Origin of the sequence: Pseudomonas sp. NFACC16-2 (genome assembly GCF_900119205.1) — a bacterium.
Classification (GTDB): Bacteria; Pseudomonadota; Gammaproteobacteria; order Pseudomonadales; family Pseudomonadaceae; genus Aquipseudomonas; species Aquipseudomonas fluorescens_Q.
Window position 1 is genome coordinate 478889 of record NZ_FPIX01000001.1, and the last position, 20871, is coordinate 499759.

The 20871-nt window shown below is 62.2% G+C and carries 23 protein-coding genes; 14 read left to right on the top strand and 9 right to left on the bottom strand.

The window, feature by feature from the left end; all coding sequences use genetic code 11:
• Positions 1–381: 381 nt before the first annotated feature.
• On the top strand, positions 382–717 hold the full coding sequence (locus tag BT116_RS01955) for a DUF6124 family protein (protein WP_072339563.1): 336 nt from the start codon (positions 382–384) through the stop codon (positions 715–717).
• Between the two features lie 247 nt (positions 718–964).
• Positions 965–2728, top strand: coding sequence for an L-lactate permease (locus BT116_RS01960; RefSeq protein WP_072339565.1), 1764 nt, complete (start codon positions 965–967; stop codon positions 2726–2728).
• A gap of 141 nt (positions 2729–2869) precedes the next feature.
• Here the strand turns inward: BT116_RS01960 and BT116_RS01965 are convergent, their stop codons facing one another.
• The gene (locus BT116_RS01965) at positions 2870–3205 is read right to left on the bottom strand and encodes a hypothetical protein (RefSeq protein WP_072339567.1); all 336 of its coding nucleotides are present in this window, start codon (positions 3203–3205) and stop codon (positions 2870–2872) included.
• Between the two features lie 246 nt (positions 3206–3451).
• On the opposite strand from BT116_RS01965, the gene BT116_RS01970 reads away from it, so the two are divergent.
• Positions 3452–4108 carry a polysaccharide lyase family 7 protein gene (locus tag BT116_RS01970; protein WP_072339569.1) on the top strand — a complete coding sequence of 219 codons (657 nt, stop codon included), beginning with the start codon at positions 3452–3454 and terminating at the stop codon, positions 4106–4108.
• 18 nt (positions 4109–4126) lie between these two features.
• Here the strand turns inward: BT116_RS01970 and BT116_RS01975 are convergent, their stop codons facing one another.
• The 3 genes from BT116_RS01975 to BT116_RS01985 all read right to left on the bottom strand — a co-directional run bounded on the left by BT116_RS01975 (position 4127) and on the right by BT116_RS01985 (position 7817).
• Positions 4127–5359 (bottom strand): nucleoside permease, encoded by a 1233-nt coding sequence (locus BT116_RS01975; protein WP_072339571.1) that lies wholly within the window; start codon positions 5357–5359, stop codon positions 4127–4129.
• Between the two features lie 194 nt (positions 5360–5553).
• Positions 5554–6645 carry a sugar phosphate isomerase/epimerase family protein gene (locus tag BT116_RS01980; protein ID WP_072339573.1) on the bottom strand — a complete coding sequence of 364 codons (1092 nt, stop codon included), beginning with the start codon at positions 6643–6645 and terminating at the stop codon, positions 5554–5556.
• On the bottom strand, positions 6642–7817 hold the full coding sequence (locus BT116_RS01985; RefSeq protein WP_072339575.1) for a Gfo/Idh/MocA family protein: 1176 nt from the start codon (positions 7815–7817) through the stop codon (positions 6642–6644). Before BT116_RS01985 ends, BT116_RS01980 begins: the two co-directional genes overlap by 4 nt.
• Positions 7818–7984: 167 nt before the next feature.
• Here BT116_RS01985 and BT116_RS01990 point away from each other — a divergent pair, with 167 nt between their 5' ends.
• Complete coding sequence (locus BT116_RS01990; protein WP_072339577.1) at positions 7985–8983, top strand: LacI family DNA-binding transcriptional regulator; 999 nt, start codon at positions 7985–7987, stop codon at positions 8981–8983.
• A gap of 171 nt (positions 8984–9154) precedes the next feature.
• Here BT116_RS01990 and BT116_RS01995 read toward each other — a convergent pair whose 3' ends face one another.
• Positions 9155–10246 (bottom strand): SMP-30/gluconolactonase/LRE family protein, encoded by a 1092-nt coding sequence (locus BT116_RS01995; protein WP_072339579.1) that lies wholly within the window; start codon positions 10244–10246, stop codon positions 9155–9157.
• Between the two features lie 96 nt (positions 10247–10342).
• Positions 10343–11473, bottom strand: a complete 1131-nt coding sequence (locus BT116_RS02000) for a sensor histidine kinase (protein WP_072339581.1) — start codon at positions 11471–11473, stop codon at positions 10343–10345.
• Between the two features lie 241 nt (positions 11474–11714).
• On the opposite strand from BT116_RS02000, the gene BT116_RS02005 reads away from it, so the two are divergent.
• Complete coding sequence (locus tag BT116_RS02005; protein WP_072339583.1) at positions 11715–12680, top strand: EamA family transporter; 966 nt, start codon at positions 11715–11717, stop codon at positions 12678–12680.
• Positions 12681–12959: 279 nt separating this feature from the next.
• Positions 12960–13820 (top strand): CAP domain-containing protein, encoded by an 861-nt coding sequence (locus tag BT116_RS02010; protein WP_072339585.1) that lies wholly within the window; start codon positions 12960–12962, stop codon positions 13818–13820.
• 178 nt (positions 13821–13998) lie between these two features.
• Here BT116_RS02010 and BT116_RS02015 read toward each other — a convergent pair whose 3' ends face one another.
• Entirely contained in the window at positions 13999–14532 is a 534-nt protein-coding gene (locus BT116_RS02015) for a cysteine hydrolase family protein (protein ID WP_072339587.1), read from the bottom strand.
• A 40-nt stretch (positions 14533–14572) separates the two neighbouring features.
• Complete coding sequence (gene ggt / locus BT116_RS02020) at positions 14573–16300, bottom strand: gamma-glutamyltransferase (RefSeq protein ID WP_072339589.1); 1728 nt, start codon at positions 16298–16300, stop codon at positions 14573–14575.
• Positions 16301–16465: 165 nt separating this feature from the next.
• Between ggt and BT116_RS02025 the strand changes: the two genes are divergently transcribed.
• Positions 16466–16897, top strand: coding sequence for a GNAT family N-acetyltransferase (locus BT116_RS02025; RefSeq protein ID WP_072339591.1), 432 nt, complete (start codon positions 16466–16468; stop codon positions 16895–16897).
• A 46-nt stretch (positions 16898–16943) separates the two neighbouring features.
• Here BT116_RS02025 and BT116_RS02030 read toward each other — a convergent pair whose 3' ends face one another.
• Positions 16944–17294, bottom strand: coding sequence for a hypothetical protein (locus BT116_RS02030; RefSeq protein WP_013693699.1), 351 nt, complete (start codon positions 17292–17294; stop codon positions 16944–16946).
• A gap of 144 nt (positions 17295–17438) precedes the next feature.
• Between BT116_RS02030 and BT116_RS02035 the strand changes: the two genes are divergently transcribed.
• From BT116_RS02035 to BT116_RS02065, 7 genes are all read left to right on the top strand, one after another.
• Positions 17439–17699, top strand: a complete 261-nt coding sequence (locus BT116_RS02035) for a hypothetical protein (RefSeq protein ID WP_072339593.1) — start codon at positions 17439–17441, stop codon at positions 17697–17699.
• 2 nt (positions 17700–17701) lie between these two features.
• Positions 17702–18031 (top strand): DUF6388 family protein, encoded by a 330-nt coding sequence (locus tag BT116_RS02040; protein WP_063320502.1) that lies wholly within the window; start codon positions 17702–17704, stop codon positions 18029–18031.
• Between the two features lie 405 nt (positions 18032–18436).
• The gene (gene tusD, locus BT116_RS02045) at positions 18437–18829 is read left to right on the top strand and encodes a sulfurtransferase complex subunit TusD (protein ID WP_063325040.1); all 393 of its coding nucleotides are present in this window, start codon (positions 18437–18439) and stop codon (positions 18827–18829) included.
• Complete coding sequence (gene tusC / locus BT116_RS02050; protein ID WP_072339595.1) at positions 18829–19191, top strand: sulfurtransferase complex subunit TusC; 363 nt, start codon at positions 18829–18831, stop codon at positions 19189–19191. Before tusD ends, tusC begins: the two co-directional genes overlap by 1 nt.
• Positions 19191–19484 carry a sulfurtransferase complex subunit TusB gene (tusB, locus tag BT116_RS02055; RefSeq protein ID WP_063320500.1) on the top strand — a complete coding sequence of 98 codons (294 nt, stop codon included), beginning with the start codon at positions 19191–19193 and terminating at the stop codon, positions 19482–19484. Before tusC ends, tusB begins: the two co-directional genes overlap by 1 nt.
• On the top strand, positions 19481–19816 hold the full coding sequence (locus tag BT116_RS02060; RefSeq protein WP_072339598.1) for a TusE/DsrC/DsvC family sulfur relay protein: 336 nt from the start codon (positions 19481–19483) through the stop codon (positions 19814–19816). The genes tusB and BT116_RS02060 overlap by 4 nt, the downstream gene beginning before the upstream one ends.
• Entirely contained in the window at positions 19813–20814 is a 1002-nt protein-coding gene (locus BT116_RS02065; RefSeq protein WP_072339600.1) for a glycosyl transferase family protein, read from the top strand. The genes BT116_RS02060 and BT116_RS02065 overlap by 4 nt, the downstream gene beginning before the upstream one ends.
• The last annotated feature ends 57 nt before the right edge of the window (positions 20815–20871 follow it).

Below are 20871 nucleotides of genomic sequence, written 5' to 3' on the forward strand. Positions count from 1 at the left end.
TTAACCCTATTTCCAGCCCAGACAGACCTGTGTTTATCCAGATGTAGGATCATTCGGGATCGGGCTACGTTGTCTTGCGCCGTTGCCTACAACTGCGCCAGAATCCGCCGGCTTGTGCGCCTGGGGGGGGCGGGCTCTATCGTTTCCGAGTCACTGATAAGTCAGTGATCGGGTTTAGCGATCCGACTCAACACAGACGCAACAATGCCCAGTCTCGATTGCAGTCTTTACGTCTGCAACTCGCTTAATGGTGGCTGTGCGTGGGAGACCTTCTGGTCTACCCGGGGTTTCTGTGACCCGGATCGCTAACCTGCGTACAGCCGCCACCTTTACTTGTTTAGCGATAGGTCGTGGTGGCTCAACCAATCACGGAGATTCACCATGTTCAAACCAACACCCAACCCACCGGACACCGATCCAGCCAACTCAAAAGCGTTCGACAAAGCCGCCGACCGCATTCTCGATCACTACCTCAAGCCCAAACCCAACAAACCCGAGGCCGATCCCGGCCAATTGTTCACCGTCGCCCATGGCGTCGACACCGAAACCCTGCTCGCCAATCTCAGCGAAAACCTGGCCTCGGCCAATGCCATGGTCAGTGACCTGGCCTTCGACCTGGAAGGTCCCAGGCGCCACATTGCCCTGGGCATCCAGCAACTGATCGAACTGAGCGCAATGCTGGCGAACCGCGCGCTGGACAACGTCGAAGCACGCTAGCCGGACACATCACCTTTGTGGCGAGGGGATTTATCCCCGCTGGGCTGCGCAGCAGTCCCAATGTCTGTCAACTCGGTGTGTCAGGTTGATCCCTACCCGCCTTTTTGGGGCTGCTGCGCAGCCCAGCGGGGATAAATCCCCTCGCCACAGGGGTTTGCCTGGCAATCTCCTCGCCAATCCCCGCCTATACTTCTCTGCCAATCCCCCCGGGGCCTGCACTTCCAACAATAAAAAGCAGAGGTGGAACATGGTCTGGCAACAAGTCTACGATCCCTTCGGTAATGCGGTGCTGTCGACGCTCCTGGCGGCGGTTCCGGTGGTGGTGATGCTGGCGTCCCTGGCGTTCTTTCATGTCAAGGCGCACCTGGCGGCGTTGATGGCCTTGGCCTCGGCCTTGCTGATCGCAATCTTCGCCTTCGGCATGCCCGCCGGCATGGCCGGGTCAGCAGCACTTTACGGCGCGGCCAACGGCCTGCTGCCCATTGGCTGGATTGTCCTCAACATCATCTTCCTGCACCGCCTGACCACCGAGAACGGCTCGTTCAAGGTCCTGCAGGATTCCCTCGCCCGCATCACCGACGACCGACGCCTGCAATTGCTGCTGATCGCCTTTTGCTTCGGTGCGTTCTTCGAGGGCGCCGCGGGTTTCGGGACGCCGGTGGCGGTGACCGGGGCGATCCTGATCGGGCTGGGCTTCTCCCCCTTGGCCGCTTCGGGCCTGGCGCTGATCGCCAACACTGCGCCCGTGGCGTTCGGCGCCCTGGGCACGCCGATCATCACCCTGGCCAAGGTTACCGGGCTGGATGAAATGGAGTTGTCGATGATGGTCGGTCGGCAGTTGCCATTTTTCTCGATGCTGGTGCCGTTCTGGTTGATCTGGGCGTTTGCCGGGTGGCGCAAGATGCTGGAAATCTGGCCGGCGATTCTGGTGGCGGGTGTCAGCTTCGCCGTCCCTCAGTTCCTGGTGTCCAATTACCACGGGCCGATGCTGGTGGATGTGATTGCCGCGCTGATTTCCATGGCCTGCCTCACCGGTTTCCTCAAGGTCTGGAAACCGGCCACGGTGCACACCTCCGCCGCGCTGTCCGGGCGGGTCGACAACTCGAAGATCGACGCCAGCGAGGATGAAAAACCCGTCGCCAGCGCGGCATTTTCCAGCGACACCCGCTCCGCCGTGGGACGGGCTTGGATGCCATGGATCATCCTTACGGTCTTCGTGTTCGCCTGGGGCACCCAGGGTTTCAAGAACCTGTTCGATACCCGCCCGGCGCTGGACCCGCAGACCCAATCGGCCAAGCTTGATCCCCAAGGCAAACCGATGCGTGAGGCCAATCCGATCTTCTCGCCCCTGGTGACCTTCGGCACCATCCACCAGCAGATCGAAAAAGTCCCGCCCGTGGTGCCCCAGCCTAAAACCGAGGAAGCGGTCTACAAGTTCAACTGGTTCACCGCCACGGGCAGCGGCATCTTCTTGGCGGCGATTCTCGGTGGCTTGCTGATGGGCTATTCCATCCCGCAACTGCTGCACCACTACCTGCGAACGCTCTGGGTGGTGCGCTACTCGCTGATCACCATCGTAGCAATGTTGGCCCTGGGGTTTCTCACGCGCTACTCAGGCCTGGACGCGACCATGGGCCTGGCCTTCGCCGCCACGGGCATTTTCTACCCCATGTTCGGCACCTTGCTGGGCTGGCTCGGCGTGGCGCTGACCGGTTCGGACACGGCGTCCAACGTATTGTTTGGCGGCTTGCAACGGGTCACGTCCGAGCAATTGGGCATCAGCCCGGTGTTGATGGCCGCCGCCAACAGTTCCGGTGGGGTGATGGGCAAGATGGTCGACGCCCAGTCGATCGTGGTCGCCTCCACCGCGACCCGTTGGTACGGTCACGAAGGCGAAATCCTGCGCTACGTGTTTTTCCACTCGGTGGTGCTGGCGATTCTGGTGGGCGGGCTGGTGACGTTGCAGGCGTATGTGGCGCCGTTCACGCATATGGTGGTGGGAGGACACTGACAGAGGATCGGGCATGATTGATCGTTCCCACGCTCCCGCGTGGGAATGCATCCACTGACGCTCTGCGTCACGCTTAACGGAACGCGGAGCGTCCCGGGCGGCATTCCCACGCGGAGCGTGGGAACGATCAAAGCAACGGCGTTACTGAACGCTTTTCAGCTTGACCACGTCACCGGACACCGAGGTGGTGTAGCCGGTCAGGACCCAGGCCCAGAACCAGTTTTCCTGGACTTGGGTGTTGATCATGGCGTCGCCGCCCTTGGCCTTGATCGCCGCGTCCTGGGCACGCACGAAACGGTTGTTCTGGCGAATCGGGATCACGCCGAACAGCAACAGGCCGGTGGCCTTGGCTTCACTGTGGCCGACAACGGTGTATTGGCTGCTGTCGTATTGCTGGGTTTTCATCGGGGTGCCGGTGCAACCCGCCAGGGCCAGGCCGAACAGTGCGCAGGCGACAACTTTGCTGATTTGGTTCATTTGATGCTCCATGGGAAGACGCCCGGGATCCGTCTCTCGGGCGGCGCGCACTTTAACCGATCAGCAATAAATTGACACACGATAATCCGCCCAATCCAGTGCCTGAAAGGCTCATCGCAGAGCCATCCGTCAGGTGCGCCTCCAGCGAAACAGCCCCCCGTCGATAACATGAAAACTGCGCCACGGAAGGCAGTTTCTGTCTTGACGGCCGCCAGGTAGCGGCCGGTCCCGTTGGAGGGTTTTATCATGATTGACCTGACTGTCTGGAACATTACCCTGCCCGTGCAAACGCCGGCGCAGGTCGTGGCGACCAAAGCCATGCCAACCCTGAAAAACAAGTATTTCGACAATAACGGCCAGCGGATCGTCTTCTGGGCGCCGGTCACCGGTTCCCATACCGGTAAAAGCGAATACCCGCGCTCCGAGCTGCGGGAAACCAACAAGGACGGCAAGCTGCGCAACTGGCGCTACAACAGCGGCACCAATACCCTCAAGGGCACCCTGGCGGTGAACCAGGTGCCTTCCGAAGGACGGGTGGTGGTGGCGCAGATCCACGCCAAGGACGCCCCCACGCCGTTGCTGAAACTGGTGTACCGCTACGCCAAGGGCACCGGCAATATCGACGTGGAATACCGGGTCAAGCCCAAGGACAAGAAGAGCCCGGTGATCTACACCGTGCCCAACGTGCCGCTGAACAAGGACTTCTCCTATTCGCTGCAAATGGACAAGCAAGGCAAGGTCTCGGTGCTGATCGGCAACACGGGCAAACAGGTGAAGTTGGACCCGTCCTGGTACGGCTATGACTTCTATTTCAAGGCCGGCGTCTACACCTTGGACAACAAGGGTTATTCCAACGAAGGCGGGAAAGTGACCTACACCAAGCTGGACGTCAGTCACAAATGACTGACGCCCGGCCCTGCTTCAAGCCTTTGACGGCGCAGCGAGCGCTTGTTGGCCGCGGAAGGTAAACAGGAAGCAGAGCAACACCAGCAGCGCGAAACCGGCCGGGAACAGCCAGATGCTCTGCCAGTCATGACCGCCCGCCACGACAAAGTGATCGGTCACCTGCCCCGCCACCCAGAAGCCGATCAGCATCCCCACGCCATAGGTCGCCAGGGTAATCAGGCCCTGGGCCGAGCTGCGAAAGCGCTCCGGTGCCTTGGCATCGGTGTAGATCTGCCCCGAGACAAAAAAGAAGTCGTAGCAGATGCCGTGCAGGGCAATGCCGGTGAACAACATGAACGCCAGGTCGCCGTTATTGCCGTAGGCGAACAACAGGTAGCGCAGCGCCCACGCCAACATGCCCACCAACAGCGCCAGCTTGATGCCGAAGCGCTGGATGAACAGCGGCAACAGCAGCATGAACAACACTTCCGAGACCTGCCCGATGGCCATCTTTGCCGTCGGATTGGTCATCCCGGTTTCGGCCAGGAACGGGTTGGCATTCTGGTAATAGAACGCCAGCGGAATGCAGATCAGGATCGAGGCGATGAAGAACACCAGGTAGCTGCGATCCTTCAACAGCCCCAACGCGTCCAGCCCCAGCAACTGCTTGACGCCGCCCGCGCTGGCCTGCTCCTTGAGCGGCGCCGTGGCCGGCAGCGTGAAGCTGTAGAGCCCCAGGACCAGGGAAGCAACGGCCGCCATCAGGAACGTATTGCGCAAGCCGCCTGCCGAGATCGCTTCGCGCGAATCCCAGGCGAACACAAAACTGATCACCACGCCCGCGACGATCCAGCCAATCGTGCCCCACACCCGGATACGGGAGAACTCCAGCGCCGGATCGCGCATCTGCCGGAAGGCCACGGAATTGACCAGTGCCAGCGTCGGCATGTAGACCACCATGTACACCAGCACGTACGGGTAGAACACGCTGAAATCCGCCGCCGAATACAGCTGGTACAGCAACACCGCGCCGAGCAGGTGCAACACCGCCAGGATCCGTTCGGCGTTGAACAAGCGGTCGGCGATCAGGCCGATGACGAACGGTGCAATGATCGCTCCCCACGATTGCGTGGAGAACGCCATGCCGATCTGCCCACCGCTGGCGCCCAGGGTGCTGGAGAGGAAGGTGCCGAGGGTGACGAACCAGCCACCCCAGATAAAGAACTGCAGGAACATCATCACGCTGAGGCGTGCATTCATCGTGGTCATGAGCGTCACCGTTTTATTGTTGTTCTTGTGAAAAATGAAGCTTTTACAGAGTCCTCTGTGGCGAGGGGATTTATCCCCGTTGGGCTGCGAAGCAGCCCAAAAAAACAGTCGACTCAATCAACCTGGGCGAACCGGGATGTCAGGGTTTAGGACTGCTTCGCAGCCCAGCGGGGATAAATCCCCTCGCCACAGGGTTACGCTTTTGGCATTGGGGGCAAGCCCAACAACCGCCGATTGGAATCCTCATCCGCCGTGACGCTGGCAAAATCATCGAACGCCTTGCCGGTCTTGCTGATCATGTGCCGCTGGATGAACGCTGCCCCTTCTGCGGCGCCCTGTTGTGAATCCTTCAAGCAGCATTCCCATTCCAGGACCGCCCAACCGCTGAAATCGTATTGGGTCAGTTTGCTGAAGATCGATTTGAAATCGATCTGGCCATCGCCCAACGAACGGAACCGCCCGGGCCGATCGACCCAGCCCTGGTAGCCGCCGTATACCCCGGAACGGGCATTGGGGCGGAATTCGGCGTCCTTGACGTGGAACATGCGGATGCGCGCGTAGTAGCGGTCGATGAAGCCCAGGTAGTCCATCTGTTGCAGCAGCAAATGGCTGGGGTCGTAGAGAATCGCCGCCCGCGGGTGATGATCGACCGCCTCCAAAAAGCGCTCGAACGAGGCGCCGTCATGGAGGTCTTCGCCGGGGTGGATTTCGTAGCACAGGTCCACCCCCGCCACGTCGAAGGCATCGAGAATCGGCAACCAGCGCCGGGCCAGTTCGGCGAACCCCTGCTCCACCAGACCCGCCGGCCGCTGCGGCCAAGGGTAGAGATACGGCCACAGCAGCGCGCCGGAAAACGTCGCATGGGCCTTGAGACCCAGCCGCTGGCTGGCGCGGGCGGCCAGCTTGAGTTGCTCGATCGCCCACTCGGTCCGCGCCTGGGGCTGGCCGCGCAGAGGGGCCGGGGCGAAGTCGTCGAACAGCGCGTCGAACGCCGGGTGCACTGCCACCAACTGACCTTGCAGGTGCGTCGATAACTCGCTGATCTCGACACCGGCCTGGGCACAGGTGGCCTTGAGCTCATCGCAATAGGCCTGGCTCTCGGCGGCCCGGGCCAGGTCTATGTATTGGGTGCCCGATGTCGGCAGCTGAATGGCCTTGTAGCCTTGCGACGCCGCCCACTGGGCGATGTTGGCCAGGGTATCGAACGGCGCTTCGGCGGACATGAATTGCGCCAGGAAAATACCTGGGCCACGCAGGCCACTCGGTGGTGTGTCGAGGGTACTCACAACAGGGATGCTCCGGTTTGCACGGTGGTCCACTTCGCGTCACCACGGTGGTTGAGGATGGCGGCCTCGATGAATGCCATGCCACGCAAGCCGGTCTCGATGCCGGGTACGCCTGGGGCGTCGGGGCCTTCGACATGGTTGCGAATAGCGTGGGCGAAATCGCCGTAGAGATTGGCCATGGCTTCCAGGTAGCCCTCGGGATGCCCGGCCGGCAGGCGCATGCGCCGTGTGGCCGCCGCGCACAGCCACGGCTGGCCGACGCCGCTACGCAGGATGCGCAACGGCTGGTCGAAGGCGCGATGGATCAGGCTCGCCGGTTCTTCCTGGCGCCACTCCAAGGCGCCCTTATCGCCGTAGACGCGAATCTTCAGCGGGTTCTCTTCGCCGGTGCAAACCTGGCTGGCGATCAGCACACCGCTGGCGCCACCCGCCATCTTGAACAGCATCGCGACGTCGTCATCCAATTGCCGGCCCGGAACATGGGTGCCCAACGTGGCGCATAGCTGCTGGATAGGCTGGTCTGCGACGAACTCGGCGAGGGAAAACGCGTGGGTGCCGATGTCGCCGATGCAACCGCCCAGGCCGGACTGCCCGGGGTCGTCGCGCCATTCGGCCTGTTTATTGCCTTGGGTGGCGACATCCTGGCTGAGCCAGCCTTGGGGGTACTCGACCAGCACTTTGCGCACCTGGCCGATCGCGCCCGAGCGCACCATCTCCCGGGCCTGCCACACCATGGGATAACCCAGGTAGGTATGGGCCAGCCCGTAGAGGCAACGGCTGCCTTGCAGCACTTCCCTGAGGGCCAGCAACTCGTTGAGGTCCAGTGCGGCGGGTTTCTCGCTGAACACATGGAAACCGGCTTTCAAAGCCTGGCTGGCGATGGGTGCATGAAGATGATTGGGGGTAACAATGACCAGCAATTCCATGCGCTGATCAAGCGGCAGCAGCGCTTCGGTGTCGAGCATCTGCTGCCAGTCGTGGTAGCAACGGGACGCGGCCAGGCCCAGGGCCGCGCCGGTCTGCCGAGTGTTGCGAGGGTCGCGGCTGAATGCGCCGCAGACCAGTTCGAAACCGCCGTCCAGGCCCGCGGCCTGACGGTGGGCCTGGCCGATGAACGCGCCCTCTCCACCGCCGACGAAGCCCATTCTTATTTTCGGTGCTACAGGATTCATCGCGATTCTCTTCCTGTCAGGATGATGATGTAACCGGTTACATCATGGCGAAAATCTAGGCTCAGTTTCCCCGCGTGTCAAACCCACAGGGTTCACCGTGGAATATTTGTGAGGCGCTCAACCTGCGGTAAGCTCCCCCACCGTACCCCCTGTTCCCCGAGGTGATTTTGTCCAACATTCGTGAGGTGGCCCGGCTGGCGGGTGTTTCGGTGGCCACGGTGTCCAGAACCCTGAGATCACCCGAGCGGGTGCTTCCCGAAACCCGGGACAAGGTCAACGCGGCGGTGGAACAGGCCGGCTATCGGCCCAACCTGATGGCGGTGCAATTTCGCTCCCGGCGCACCGGCAACCTGGTGATCCTGGTGCCGGCCATCGCCAATACGTTTTTCGCCCGGGTCATCAGCGGCGCGCAGCAGGCCGCGCAGGCGGCGGGTTATCGATTGCTGCTGTGCGACACCCGGGGCCGCGCGCAGATCGAGCGGGAATTTGCCGCGCTGGTCTACGCCCACCAGGCCGATGGGGTGATCCAGTTGCGCGCCAGCGATCCTTTCGAATCGATGCCGGCAGGCGTCGAAAGCCTGCCGCTGGTCAACGCCTGCGAAGTGGTCAAGAACGCCCCCTACCCGACCATCAGTCTCGACAACCGCGCCGCCGCCCAGGCCATGACCGAGCACCTGATCGGCCTCGGCCACCGCCGCATCGGCATCATCAAGGGACCACGCAGCAGCCCCCTGACCCTGGATCGCGTGGCCGGCTACCAGGATGCCCTGCACCAGGCCGGCATCGCCGTCGACCCCAGCCTGATCTGCCATGGCGACTTCACCTTGAAGGCCGGTGATGACGGAGCCGGCGCGATGTTGGCGCTGGCCGACCGCCCCAGTGCGCTGTTCTGTGAAAACGACGAGATGGCCATCGGCGCGCTCAGGCGCATCAAGCAAATGGGCCTGCGGGTGCCTGCGGATATTTCCCTGGTGGGTTTTGATGACATCCCGTTCGCCGCCTACTGCGACCCGCCCCTGACCACTATTGCGCAGCCTGCCGAAGCGTTTGGTCAAAAAGCGGTAGAGATGCTGATCGCTTTGATCGAGAAGAAGCCGATTGCCGAACGGCATGTGGTGTTGCCGTTTGAGTTGACGGTGCGGGGCAGTACGGCCCCTTTGGCATGACAAGGAACTGTGGCGAGGGGATTTATCCCCGCTGGCCGCGAAGCGGCCCTAAAGCCTGGCATCTCGGTGCATCAGGCTCATGAGGTTGACTGAGCTTAGGGCTGCTTCGCAGCCCAGCGGGGATAAATCCCCTCGCCACAATGGTCAACAGGCTGAAGATCGGTTGTTGCATCAGGCAAACGTCGCGCCTCGGGTATTCACGAACAGCGAATACAGCGAGTGGCTGCCGGCCATGAACAACCGATTGCCTTCCCGTCCGCCGAAGCAGACGTTGGGACAGCGCTCCGGCAGGGAAATGTGCCCGATGGCCTTGCCTTCAGGGTTGAACACCCGCACGCCGTCGAGTTTTTCCAGGTCGGCCTTGGGGTCGCCATTGCCGCCCCAACCGCACCAGAGGTTGCCGCTTTCATCACATTTGATTCCGTCGATCGCCGCGTAATCCAGGCCTTCGATGTGTTTGCGCCGCTCACCCAGCGTGCCGTCATCCTTGACGGTGATCGCCCAGATCAAGCGGTTGGGCTTGGCCCGGCCTTCGACCACGTAGAGGATTTTCTCATCCGGGGAAAAACACAGCCCGTTCGGCCCCGCCAGGTCGTCGATGACCCGCGTGACCTTGCCGGTTTCGCCATCGATGCGATACACCGCGTGAGGCTGGGCGGGGGTGACTTTGTGTCCCTCGTAATTGTTGCCGGTCTGGAACGGTGGGTCGGTGAACCACACCGAGCCATCGCGCTTGCACACGATGTCGTTGGGCGAGTTCAGCGGCTTGCCTTCGAAACTGTCCGCCAGCACGGTGATAGTGCCGTTGTGCTCGGTGCGGGTGATGCGTCGGCCTTCGCTGGCGGTGGTGGAGCCTTCGCACACCAGCAGCCGGCCCTGGCGATCGCGGCACATGCCGTTGGAGAAGTTGGAATTCTCGCGATAGACCGACAGGCCACCGGTAATTTCATCCCAGCGCACGATGCGGTTGTTGGGAATGTCGCTGACCAGCAGGTAACGACCGTCACCAATCCACACCGGCCCTTCTGCCCAACGCAAACCGGTGGCGAGTTTCTCCACGCTGGCGTTGAAGATGCGCAAGTCCATGAAGCTGGGGTCAAGGATATTGATCAGCGGGTCCGGGTAACGCTGACTCAAGGGCTCGGCCTGAGCGAGCCCGGGCAGGTTGCCAAGGGCGGCCGCAGCAGCCGAGACCACCAGGGATTTTTTCAGGAATACCCGGCGGCCCTGATCGGCGGCGGTTGCAGATTGCGAAGCATCCATCGGTGCGTCTCCGTTAATTATTATTGGACGGGACGACAGTTTTACTACGTGATAAGACATCGTACAAGTATGTGAATCTGCTCTGCGCACAGTCGATCAGGCCGGGTTCAGCGGTATACGAACAGTAAAGGTCGTGCCGAATTGCGCCTCCGAGTGGACCTTGATGGTGCCCTGATGGGCCGATACGATCGCCGAAGCGATGTGCAGGCCAAGTCCGAGTCCAGCCGTGGAACCGTACTGCATTTCACTGCTGCACAGATTTCGGACCATTGGGTTGAAGATGTTGGCAATGGCCTCTTTCTCGATAGGCTTGCCCTGGTTGTTGATCGCGATCACGGCCATATCCTTTTCCACGCTCAACGAAACAGTCACCGGCGAGCCTTCGGCACCATGCTGGACGGCATTGCCAATCAGGTTGGCAAATACCTGCTCCATGCGGGCCGGATCAAACAGCGCCTCCAGGGCGCCGCTCGTTTTAAAGACAATTTCGCTTTCCGGGTGATAGGCCCGCGCCTCCTCCACCATACCTTCGCAGGCGGCCACCAGATCACCCTTGAAGCGCTGCACTGGAATGCCCGAGCCGAGTTGGGTGCGGGTGAAATCCAGCAGATCGCCGACGATTTTGTTGGCCCGCTTGACGCTGGTGTAGATGCGCGAAGTGATCTTGGTCGCCTTGGCGGGCAGGTCCCCCGCCCGCAGCAGCACTTCGGAACTCAGCAGGATCGCGCCCAAGGGGCTGCGCAAGTCATGCCCCAGAATCCCGAGAAAGATATTGCGCGACGCATCCACCGCCCCCGAGTAACTGACGACGGACTCGGCCAAGGCCTGGTCCACGGCCTCGTTGAATCGAATCAGATCGTCCATGACCTGTTTGTGATCCAACTGCGTGTGCGGCATCCAGAGCATAAGCACGCTGGTGCGCAGGGCCCGGTACTCGGAAACCATTTGCTCCACGGTAAAACCCGAGGACTGGCGGATGACCGCATGGGTTTCGGCGGCGGTTTCGGCATCAACCGGCGGGGCCTCGCCGTGGGACTTGGCAATCGCCTCATTGCGCGTTTGCGAGGTGCGCAGGTCAGCGGCGATAGTGCGCAGCATCTGCTCGGCATGGTCGCGCAGGGCCACGGAATCCATGCCAATGGATGCGGGGGTGATGGTTTTGGCGAAGTCTTCCCACGCCTGAAGAATCGGCTCGATATTGTCGAGAATGAAATCGGCCAGGCGCATGGGGCAGCTCCGCAAAGGGCAATGCTGTAAACGACACAACGGTCAGGTTGTTGTACAGCAAAGCGCAGGACAATGTGCGCGCGGTCATTCACTTAAAGGTAGAGCTCCCCCGCAACCCCGACCTTGTCTCTTGTAATCCTATAGGGTAAAAACAGCCCTCAAAGTTGTACGACGACTTATAACTAAAAACAGCTGATCCAAGGCGATTTGCCTGGGCGGCCCACCATTGAGACACCCTGCCATGACTCGTCCCGCCGCTGCACCTGACGCCCCGCCTCCATTGCCCCGTCACCTCGCGGTGCTCGTTCTGCTGTGCATGGGCTGTGCCTTTGCCGGCAATCATGTCGCCGCCCGAGCGGCGTTCGATGACGGTGCCGGGGTATTGCTGGCGATCCTGCTGCGCTCAGGCGGGACGCTGCTGGTGTTGGCCGCGATGGTACTGTGGCAACGTCAGAGCCTGCGTTTGCCGCCGGGCGCATGGCGTTGGCAAGTGCTGCTGGGGTTGCTCATCGCTGCGCAGAGCCTGTGCCTGTACTCGGCCGTGGCCCGGGTGCCGGTGGCATTGGCGCTGTTGGTGGGCAACGTCTTTCCGATTCTGCTGGCCTTGCTGACCTGGGCGCTGGGCGGGCCACGGCCCACTGCACGCACCGCCACGTTGATGGGGATGATCCTGGTGGGCCTGGTATTCGTGCTGGAGGTGCCGGCGCGGTTATCGTCTGAACAGAGCGTTGGCCCGCAATGGCTACTGGGGGTGGGCCTGGCCTTCTGTGCCGCTTGCGTGTTCGCTTGTGCGCTGTGGATCACCGACCACAAGCTGTCCCAGGTCCGTGGTTCGGTGCGCAGCCTGCTGACGATTTTCATCGTCTTCAGCAGCGTCAACCTCGCCGGCCTGACCGGTGCCCTGCCCGGCGGTTTCGACCTGCCAGCCAGCAGCACCGGTTGGTTCGCCCTGGCGACCCTGGTGGTGCTCTACGGCACCGGCTTCACTGTGCTGTTCATTTCCGTGCCCCGCCTGGACATGCCGCGCAACGCCCCGGTGATGAACATCGAACCGCTGGCCACGCTGCTGATCGGCTGGCTGGTGCTGGACCAGATGCTCAACCCAGGCCAGGTGATGGGTGGCGCGATTGTGGTGACGGGCATCGTATTGCTGACCTCTCGCAAGGTTGAGCGGGCCAAGGTGCCAGTGGCTGAAACGGCGAATTGAACTGACTGAACAGCGTTGTGGCGAGGGAGCTTACTCCCGCTCGGGCGCGAAGCGGTCGCCAATGCGTTGGGCCTGCTTCGCAGGCCAGCGGGAGCAAGCTCCCTCGCCACAATGGTGTTGTGCCAGCTCACAGATACTCTCGCCCTCCTGAAACTTGTTCCCAAACAGACAGTCCTACCCCAGCCGTGAAAACCCCGCCGATCTGCAGCGCCGGGTTTTCCAGCTGATCGGCGCCAAGCCTGGCGCTAAAGCACCTCCCCCTCTTGAGCCGTTCGCCCCATGCGCCACCCTGTTCGCTCTAGCCGTTTCGTTTCGCTGTGCTTGCTTGCCCTGTATCCCTTATTTGCCAGCCCCGCCCACGCCCGTGGCGAAAGGCAACTGGTGGACGCCATCAACGATTTCCGTAGCCAATCACGCCGCTGTGAATGGCGCACGGTGCGTGCCACGCCGCCGCTGGTGCTGCGCTCGAACCTGGGCTTGCCGATGGGCTTTCGCGGTGGTCTGCGGGAGACCTTGAAAGACGCCGGCTACCAGGCCCGGGCCGTGCGCAGCATCCGCCTGACCGATGCGCGGGACGCCGAAGAAGCGTTCGACATGTTGGCCGACGAACATTGCGCAACACTGCTGGACAACCAATACGCCGACATTGGCGTCAATCGGGTCGGTGATGAGTGGCGCGTGGTGCTGGCGCAGCCCATGGGGGGCACACGGATGAGCGACGCGGGTGCGACGGACAAGTCGCTGCTGGTCCAGGTCAACGCCGCCAGGGCCAAGCCGCGGATGTGCGGGCGCCAGCGCTTCGCCGCGGCCCGGCCGCTGAGCTGGAACGCCGCGCTGGGAACCGCCGCCCAAGGCCACAGCCGGTCGATGGCCCGCGAGAATTATTTCGCCCATCGCGACCCGGACGGTCGTTCCTCTTCCGATCGGGCCAAGAGCGCCGGCTTTCGCGGACATAAATTGGGCGAGAACATCGCCGCCGGACAACGCTCACCGACCCAGGCCATGCACGACTGGCTGGCCAGCCCGGGGCACTGCGCCAACCTGATGAACCCGATGTTCACCCAGATGGGCGCCGCTTCCGCCAGCGATTCGCGCAGTGATGCGGGGGTGTACTGGACGCTGGTGCTTGGCGCACCGTGATGTGGTCCCGATTTGCATACACCCTTGTGGCGAGGGGATTTATCCCCGCTGGGTCACTGTGGTTTACCTGACGCACTTCGTAACCAAGGGGCTGCTCCGCAGCCAACGGGGATAAATCCCCTCGCCACAGAAGCATCCCCTCGCCGCAGGATTGACGTGCTCTCTCATTGGTTTCGGGTCAGAGGCGGACTTCAGCAGCCGGCACCACATCAATCCGCGATACCGCACTGCTCAGCCGCCCCAATCGATTGTTGTGATTGGCGATGATCTGCTCGGCCGCCATGCTGCCGTTGTCCACCGAGGAGTGGGCATCGGCCACCAAAACCACGTCGTACCCCAGGGCATGGGCCTGGCGCACGGTGGCGTTGACGCAATAGTCGGTTTGCAGCCCGCAGATCACCAGGCGGTCGATGCCTCGGGCCTGCAACAACGGTTGCAGGTCGGTCTGGTAGAAGGCATCGGGGGTGGTCTTGCGCACCCGCAGGTCATCGGCTGCGGTCAACAGGTCGTCGGCCAGTTGCCAGGCGGCAGAACCATAGGTCAGCGAACCTTCCAACTCTTCGTGCTGGATCAGGATCACCGTCAAGCCGAGGGCCCGGGTTTTGGCCGCCAGGTCGTTGATGGTCCGGATGATGCGCTGGCTGTCGAAGCATTCCTCTTCGCCTGAGCACAGCGCGTTCTGGACATCGATGATCAGCAATGCGGTGTTCATGACCTTCCCTCTTCAAACATTATCGGAGCCGCGCGATGACTCAATACCCCAGCGACAACCCCGTGTTGCGACGGGGGTCGTTGGCGCCATAGAAGCGGTTCTTGCCCACCGGCTTGCCACCCAATGACGGTGCACCGACCAGGATCGCGGCAATGTGGTTGGGGTCCTGCGGGCCGGCAAACTTGTGCCCCCAGCTCTCCAGCAGCTTCCGGGTATCGGGGCTGGCCGCGAACGTCTCCAGGTTGGTTTCCTCCGGCATCCACTGCTGGTGGAAACGCGGCGCGTCGACCGCCTCCTGGAGGTTCATGCCGTAGTCGATCACATTGAGGATAGTCAGCAACGTCGCGGTGATGATCCGGCTACCGCCCGGGGTGCCCACCACCATGACCGTCTTGCCATCCTTGGTGACAATGGTCGGGCTCATGGATGACAGCGGCGCCTTGCCCGGCGCGATGGCATTGGCTTCGCCCTGCACCAGGCCGTACATGTTGGGCACGCCGACCTTGGCGGTGAAATCGTCCATTTCATCGTTGAGAATCACCCCGGTCTTGCTCGCCATGACACCGGCACCGAACCAGTCGTTCAGGGTGTAGGTGACCGAGACGGCATTGCCCCACTTGTCGACAATGGAGTAATGAGTGGTGTTGCTGCCCTCATGGGGCGCCACGCCGGGCTTGATCTTCTGCGAGTCGCCGGCCTTTTGCGGTTCGATCGCGGCCCGCAGCTTGGCGGCGTAGTTTTTATCCAGCAGATGGTCGATGGGGTTCTTCACGAAGTCCGGGTCACCCAGGTAACTGTTGCGGTCCACGTAGGCGTGGCGCATGGCTTCGATCTGATAGTGCATGCCCTGGGCCGAATGGAACCCCAGGTCCTTCATCGGATAGCCGTCGAGGATGTTCATGATCTGGCACAGCACCACCCCGCCGGAACTGGGTGGCGGCGCCGAGATGATGTGGTAGCCGCGATAGTCACATTCCACCGGGGCCAGTTCGCGGGTCTTGTATTTGTCCAGGTCGGCCTGGGTGATGATGCCTTTGTTGGCCTGGCTGGAGGTGACCAGCGCATCGGCGACCCAGCCCTTGTAGAAGCCGTCGGCCCCCTTGGCGGAGATTTCCCGCAGGGTCTTGGCGAGGTCTTTTTGCACCAGCTTCTGGCCGACCTGCATGGGCTCGCCGTTGTGCAGGAAGATCGCCCCGGAGTCGCGCATGTCCTTCTTGAACACATCGGTGGCGGTTTCCAGCAGATCGACATCTCCCTGCTCCAGGGCGAAGCCTTCCTCGGCGAACTTGATGGCCGGGGCGATCAGTTCCGCCCGTGGTTTACTGCCGTACTTCTTCAACGCCAACTCCATGCCGGAGACGGTGCCGGGTACGCCCACGGCCAGGTGTCCGCGGGTACTGAGGTCGGGGACGACGTTGCCGTCCTTGTCCAGATACATGTTGGCCGTGGCGGCCAGGGGGGCTTTTTCGCGGAAATCCAGGAACGTCTTGCGGCCATCGGCCATTTGAAGGGTCATGAACCCACCCCCGCCCAGATTACCCGCCGCCGGATACACCACCGCCAGGGCATACCCCACCGCCACCGCCGCATCCACGGCATTGCCACCGTTCTTGAGCACATCGACACCGACATGGGTCGCCAGGTGCTGGGCGGTGACCACCATGCCGTTCTCGGCGGCCACCGGTGCCTGGGAGGCGGCCTGGGCATACAAACAGCTGAGGGTCAGGGATGTGGCAATGAGGGTACGCGCTAAGGATTCGAACTTCATGATTCGGCCTCTTCTTGTTTTAAACAGTCGGCGATCGCATCAAGCAACTAGCTAGTATGGCCCGGTTTGCGTATTGCGCCTGTTTTCCAAGGCGACCGGGTGACGCCACGGCAGCCTTTGAGATAGGCTCCTGCGGTTAATCTTGACTGAATAAGGACATTGCCAATGACGCTACGCATCGAACGCACGGACGCGCCCACCGACGAAGAACGCCAAGCCATCCTCGCTCCGCTGCGCGCCTATAACACGGCCAAGACCGGTGGCAGTGCACCTGAACTGGTGGCCTGGCTGGTGAGGGACGAACAGGGCGAAATTGTCGGCGGGCTCTATGGCCGAGTGTTTTTTCGCTGGCTGTATATCGAGCTGCTGGTGGTGCCGGAACAGGCCCGAGGCCAGGGCACCGGCTCGACCCTGATGCAGATGGCCGAAGCACTGGCCCGGGAGAAAAACTGCGTGGGCATCTGGCTGGACACCTTCGACTTCCAGGCGCCGGAGTTCTACCGCAGGCACGGCTTCACGGAAATCGGCCAGATCGACGACTACCCGCCAGGTCACCAGCACTTCTTCTTCCAGAAGCGCCTGACGCCCTCTGACTAAAAACAGTCCTTGTGGGAGCGAGCCTGCTCGCGATCGATCTATCTGTTCAAAGACACGTCGCCAACGCCGCCAACCGGCGCTTGGCCACGAAGTCGTCATGCTTGGCGTAATAACTCAACTCGGTGCCCGTCGCACCGGCGTGCAAATCGACAAACGATTCAGCGGAGCGGGTGTAGACCGTCGAGCCCCCCTTCTTGCCCGGTTGCAGGTAGGCGCCAGCATCGACACCGAACACCGCTTCGTCCTGCCAGGAGAACTGCACGCACTGGGCCACGACCTGTTCGGGTTTGTCCGAGGTCAGGGTCTTGTAAGGGGCCTGGGTCCGGGCCTCGTTCATCGCAGAACCCGCGCAGCCGGCCAGCAAGGTCGCGGCCAGGGCCACGGTCAACATTCGCATTGCGTTCACTCATCAAGAAAAAAACGGACTGTAGCACTGCGGCCCGGGCCTTCGTGCTGCTTTACTGAAATTTACACGGGACATCGGCCTGCGATTCGCGCACCCTGTCGCGCCATTGCCACCAGCCACAACGGAACACGCCCCATGACTCCCAACGCCGAATTCTACAAACCCACTGCCGAATACGCCGACAAACTGATCAGCCAGATCGGCCAGACACCGTCCTGGATCGCCAAGCGCATCGGCGTCACCGACAAGCGGGTTCGCTACATCCTCGACGGGGAACGCACCGTCAAGGGCGAAACCACGCCGATCCAGATGAGCTACACCGAACAGTTCGCCCTCGAATGCCTGGCGGCTGCGGCCAAGGCCAGCAAGAAGCAGTCTTCGTCTCCCAAGGAGTGACCATGGCGGCAACCGAACAGCAACACGAACGGGCCCTGGCAAAGTTTCTCGATGAGCGCCCCGAACTGCGCCACGAACTGGACCACCTCAACCCGCTGCTGGCCCAGGCCAAGGGCGAGACCGCCGCGCAGTACCGCGCCGAGCGCTTGCACGAAGCGTTTGAAGCCGAGGCCGAGCGCCTGGGCCTGTTTGCCTGGGAACTGACCCTGCAACTGACCGCCGCCTCGCCCCAGGACTACCAGGCCCAGCGCCTGGAAGTGCACAAGGAAGTGGCGGAGATGGCGGGGATGGCGTGGGCGGAGTATTGCGAGTTGCATGGGCTCAAGGTCTAGCACAGCCCCTGTGGCGAGGGAGCTTGCTCCCGCTGGATCGCGTAGCGATCCTAAAACCTGCCAACGCGGTGTTTTTGAAGAACCGGAACGCAGAGCGTCCCCTGGCGGCATTCCCACGCGGGAGCGTGGGAACGATCGACACATGGCAGACCAACTGTGGCGAGGGGATTTATCCCCGTTGGGCTGCAAAGCAGCCCCTCGACCCGCCAACGCGGTGTATCAGACAGGCCGCGGTGGCTGAAAGAGGGGCCGCTACGCGACCCAACGGGGATAAATCCCCTCGCCACAAGATAAATTCCCTCGCCACAAAGTATTCAAACCATGCCCTTGTGTTGAATCTCCTGGCAATCGCCCCACCGCCCATAAAGCTTTATCATGGCCGCAGTTTTACTGATCGGGTCTGTCATGAAGTTCGCCATCGCGCTGTTTTCCGCCGCCCATGCGCCCTCCTCGCGCCGTGCCTTGCTGTTTGCCCAGGCTGCGCTGGCGGGCGGGCATGAGATCGTGCGGCTGTTTTTCTATCAGGACGGCGTCTATAACGCCTGCGCCAGTGTCGTCACGCCCCAGGACGAACAGGACCTGCCCCAACAATGGCGAACCTTTGTCAGCGACAACCAGCTCGACGGTGTGGTCTGCATCGCGGCGGCGTTGCGCCGTGGGGTGTTGAACGAGGAAGAGGCCCAGCGCTACCAGCGTTCGGCGGTTAGCGTCGAGGCACCCTGGGCCTTGTCCGGGCTGGGCCAGTTGCACGATGCGATCCAGGACGCCGACCGTTTGATCTGCTTTGGAGGCGCGTGATGGCCAAGTCTTTGTTGTTGATCAGCCGCCAGGCCCCCTGGTCCGGCCCCGGCGCCCGGGAAGCGCTGGACATCGTGTTGGCCGGCGGCGCCTTCGACCTGCCCATCGGCCTGCTGTTTCTCGATGACGGGGTATTCCAACTGACAAGCGGCCAAAACGCCAAGGCCGTCCAGCAAAAGGACCTGAGCGCGAACTTGCAGGCATTGCCGATGTTTGGCGTCGACGACCTGTTTGTCTGCGCCGACAGCGCCGCCGAACGCGGTGTCGCCCTCGACACCCTGGCGCTGGCCGACATGAAAGCACTGACCGCGCCGCAAATCGCCGCGCTCATTGACCGTTACGACCAGGTGATCACCCTCTGATGTCGACTTTGCATGTGTTGTCTCATTCGCCCTTCGGCGATAACCGCCTCGCCAGTTGCCTGCGGGTACTGGGCAATCAGGATGCGCTGCTGCTGTGCGGTGACGCGACGTACGCGTTGCAACCGGGCAGCCCACCGTTTGCAGTGCTGCAGGCCGCTGGCGTGAACCTGTTCGTGCTCGCCGAAGACCTCCAGGCCCGCGCCTTGGACACGCCAGACTGGGCCGAAGCCATCAACTACTCGGGTTTCGTCGAGCTGTCGATCGAGCACGACAAGGTCAACACCTGGCTATGAAGACGCTGAACGTGGGCGAACGCGCCATCGCGCTGGACAAGGACGGCTACCTGGCCGACCTTGACGACTGGTCGGCCGAGGTCGCCACGGCCCTGGCCACTGCCGAAGACATCGAGCTGGGCCCCGAACACTGGGAGATCCTCGAACTGCTGCGCGGCTTCTATAACGAATTCCAGCTCTCCCCCGCGACCCGGCCGCTGATCAAGTACACGGCACTGAAACTGGGCGCGGACAAAGGCAACAGCCTGCACCTGAACCGATTGTTCAAAGGCACTCCCGCCAAACTCGCCGCCAAGCTGGCGGGCCTGCCCAAACCGACGAATTGCTTATGACCGACTTTCCATCGCTGACCCTTGAGACCCCGGCCGAACACCCGTTCGCCCAGTTCGTGCGCATCCTGGGCAAAGGCAAGCGCGGCGCCCGCAACCTGACCCGCGAAGAAGCCCGCGAAGCCATGGGCCTGGTGCTCGACGAAAAGGTCGAGGACACCCAGCTTGGCGCCTTCCTGATGTTGCTGCGGCACAAGGAAGAAAGTGCCGAGGAGATGGCCGGTTTCACCGAGGCCCTGCGTGAACGCCTGGTGGTCCCGGCGTTGGCGGTGGACCTCGACTGGCCGACCTACGCCGGCAAGAAGCGCCATTTGCCGTGGTACCTGCTGGCGGCCAAGTGCCTTGGGCAGAACGGCGTGCGGATCTTCATGCACGGCGGCGGCGCTCATACGGCGGGCCGGCTCTACACCGAACAACTGTTGGCGTTTTTGCAGATCCCGCTATGCCGTGACTGGCAACAGGTCGGCAGTGCGCTGGACAACGGCGGCCTGGCCTTCATGCCGCTGGTGGACTGGGCGCCGCAGATGCAGCGGATGATCGACCTGCGCAACACCCTGGGCCTGCGCTCGCCGATCCACTCATTGGCACGCATCCTCAACCCGCTGGCCGCCCGTTGCGGCTTGCAAAGCATTTTCCACCCGGGCTACCAAGCCGTGCATCGCGACGCCAGCGGTTTGCTCGGTGATACCGCCATCGTGATCAAGGGCGACGGCGGCGAGATCGAAATCAACCCGGACGCCGACAGCCACCTGTACGGCACCACCGGCGGCGCCAGCTGGGACGAAGAATGGCCGCGACTGGCCGAGCAGCGCCACGTCAAACCGGAAAACCTCGATCCCGAGCACTTGAAAGCGATCTGGCGTGGTGACGTCGAAGACAGCTACCCGCAACTGGCGCTCATCGCCACCATGGCCCTGGCCTTGCGTGGCCTGGGCCTGGCTCGCGAAGAAGCGTTCGATAAAGCCCGGCGGTATTGGGATGCTCGGGATCGTTCGATTTAACCGATCATTAACGCCCAACCTTTGCGCTTTTAGTTCGAACCTATGGGAATAGACTCG

Coding starts and splice junctions, on each gene's coding strand:
- tusB (WP_063320500.1), top strand. CDS start 19,191: ATGTCGACTTTGCATGTGTTGTCTCATTCGCCCTTCGGCGATAACCGC.
- BT116_RS02000 (WP_072339581.1), bottom strand. CDS start 11,473: ATGCGCCTGGCCGATTTCATTCTCGACAATATCGAGCCGATTCTTCAG.
- BT116_RS02015 (WP_072339587.1), bottom strand. CDS start 14,532: ATGAACACCGCATTGCTGATCATCGATGTCCAGAACGCGCTGTGCTCA.
- BT116_RS01995 (WP_072339579.1), bottom strand. CDS start 10,246: ATGGATGCTTCGCAATCTGCAACCGCCGCCGATCAGGGCCGCCGGGTA.
- BT116_RS01955 (WP_072339563.1), top strand. CDS start 382: ATGTTCAAACCAACACCCAACCCACCGGACACCGATCCAGCCAACTCA.
- BT116_RS01965 (WP_072339567.1), bottom strand. CDS start 3,205: ATGAACCAAATCAGCAAAGTTGTCGCCTGCGCACTGTTCGGCCTGGCC.
- BT116_RS02040 (WP_063320502.1), top strand. CDS start 17,702: ATGGCGGCAACCGAACAGCAACACGAACGGGCCCTGGCAAAGTTTCTC.
- tusC (WP_072339595.1), top strand. CDS start 18,829: ATGGCCAAGTCTTTGTTGTTGATCAGCCGCCAGGCCCCCTGGTCCGGC.
- BT116_RS02035 (WP_072339593.1), top strand. CDS start 17,439: ATGACTCCCAACGCCGAATTCTACAAACCCACTGCCGAATACGCCGAC.
- BT116_RS01960 (WP_072339565.1), top strand. CDS start 965: ATGGTCTGGCAACAAGTCTACGATCCCTTCGGTAATGCGGTGCTGTCG.
- BT116_RS01985 (WP_072339575.1), bottom strand. CDS start 7,817: ATGAATCCTGTAGCACCGAAAATAAGAATGGGCTTCGTCGGCGGTGGA.
- BT116_RS02060 (WP_072339598.1), top strand. CDS start 19,481: ATGAAGACGCTGAACGTGGGCGAACGCGCCATCGCGCTGGACAAGGAC.
- tusD (WP_063325040.1), top strand. CDS start 18,437: ATGAAGTTCGCCATCGCGCTGTTTTCCGCCGCCCATGCGCCCTCCTCG.
- BT116_RS02005 (WP_072339583.1), top strand. CDS start 11,715: ATGACTCGTCCCGCCGCTGCACCTGACGCCCCGCCTCCATTGCCCCGT.
- BT116_RS02010 (WP_072339585.1), top strand. CDS start 12,960: ATGCGCCACCCTGTTCGCTCTAGCCGTTTCGTTTCGCTGTGCTTGCTT.
- BT116_RS02065 (WP_072339600.1), top strand. CDS start 19,813: ATGACCGACTTTCCATCGCTGACCCTTGAGACCCCGGCCGAACACCCG.
- BT116_RS02030 (WP_013693699.1), bottom strand. CDS start 17,294: ATGCGAATGTTGACCGTGGCCCTGGCCGCGACCTTGCTGGCCGGCTGC.
- BT116_RS02025 (WP_072339591.1), top strand. CDS start 16,466: ATGACGCTACGCATCGAACGCACGGACGCGCCCACCGACGAAGAACGC.
- BT116_RS01970 (WP_072339569.1), top strand. CDS start 3,452: ATGATTGACCTGACTGTCTGGAACATTACCCTGCCCGTGCAAACGCCG.
- ggt (WP_072339589.1), bottom strand. CDS start 16,300: ATGAAGTTCGAATCCTTAGCGCGTACCCTCATTGCCACATCCCTGACC.
- BT116_RS01975 (WP_072339571.1), bottom strand. CDS start 5,359: ATGACCACGATGAATGCACGCCTCAGCGTGATGATGTTCCTGCAGTTC.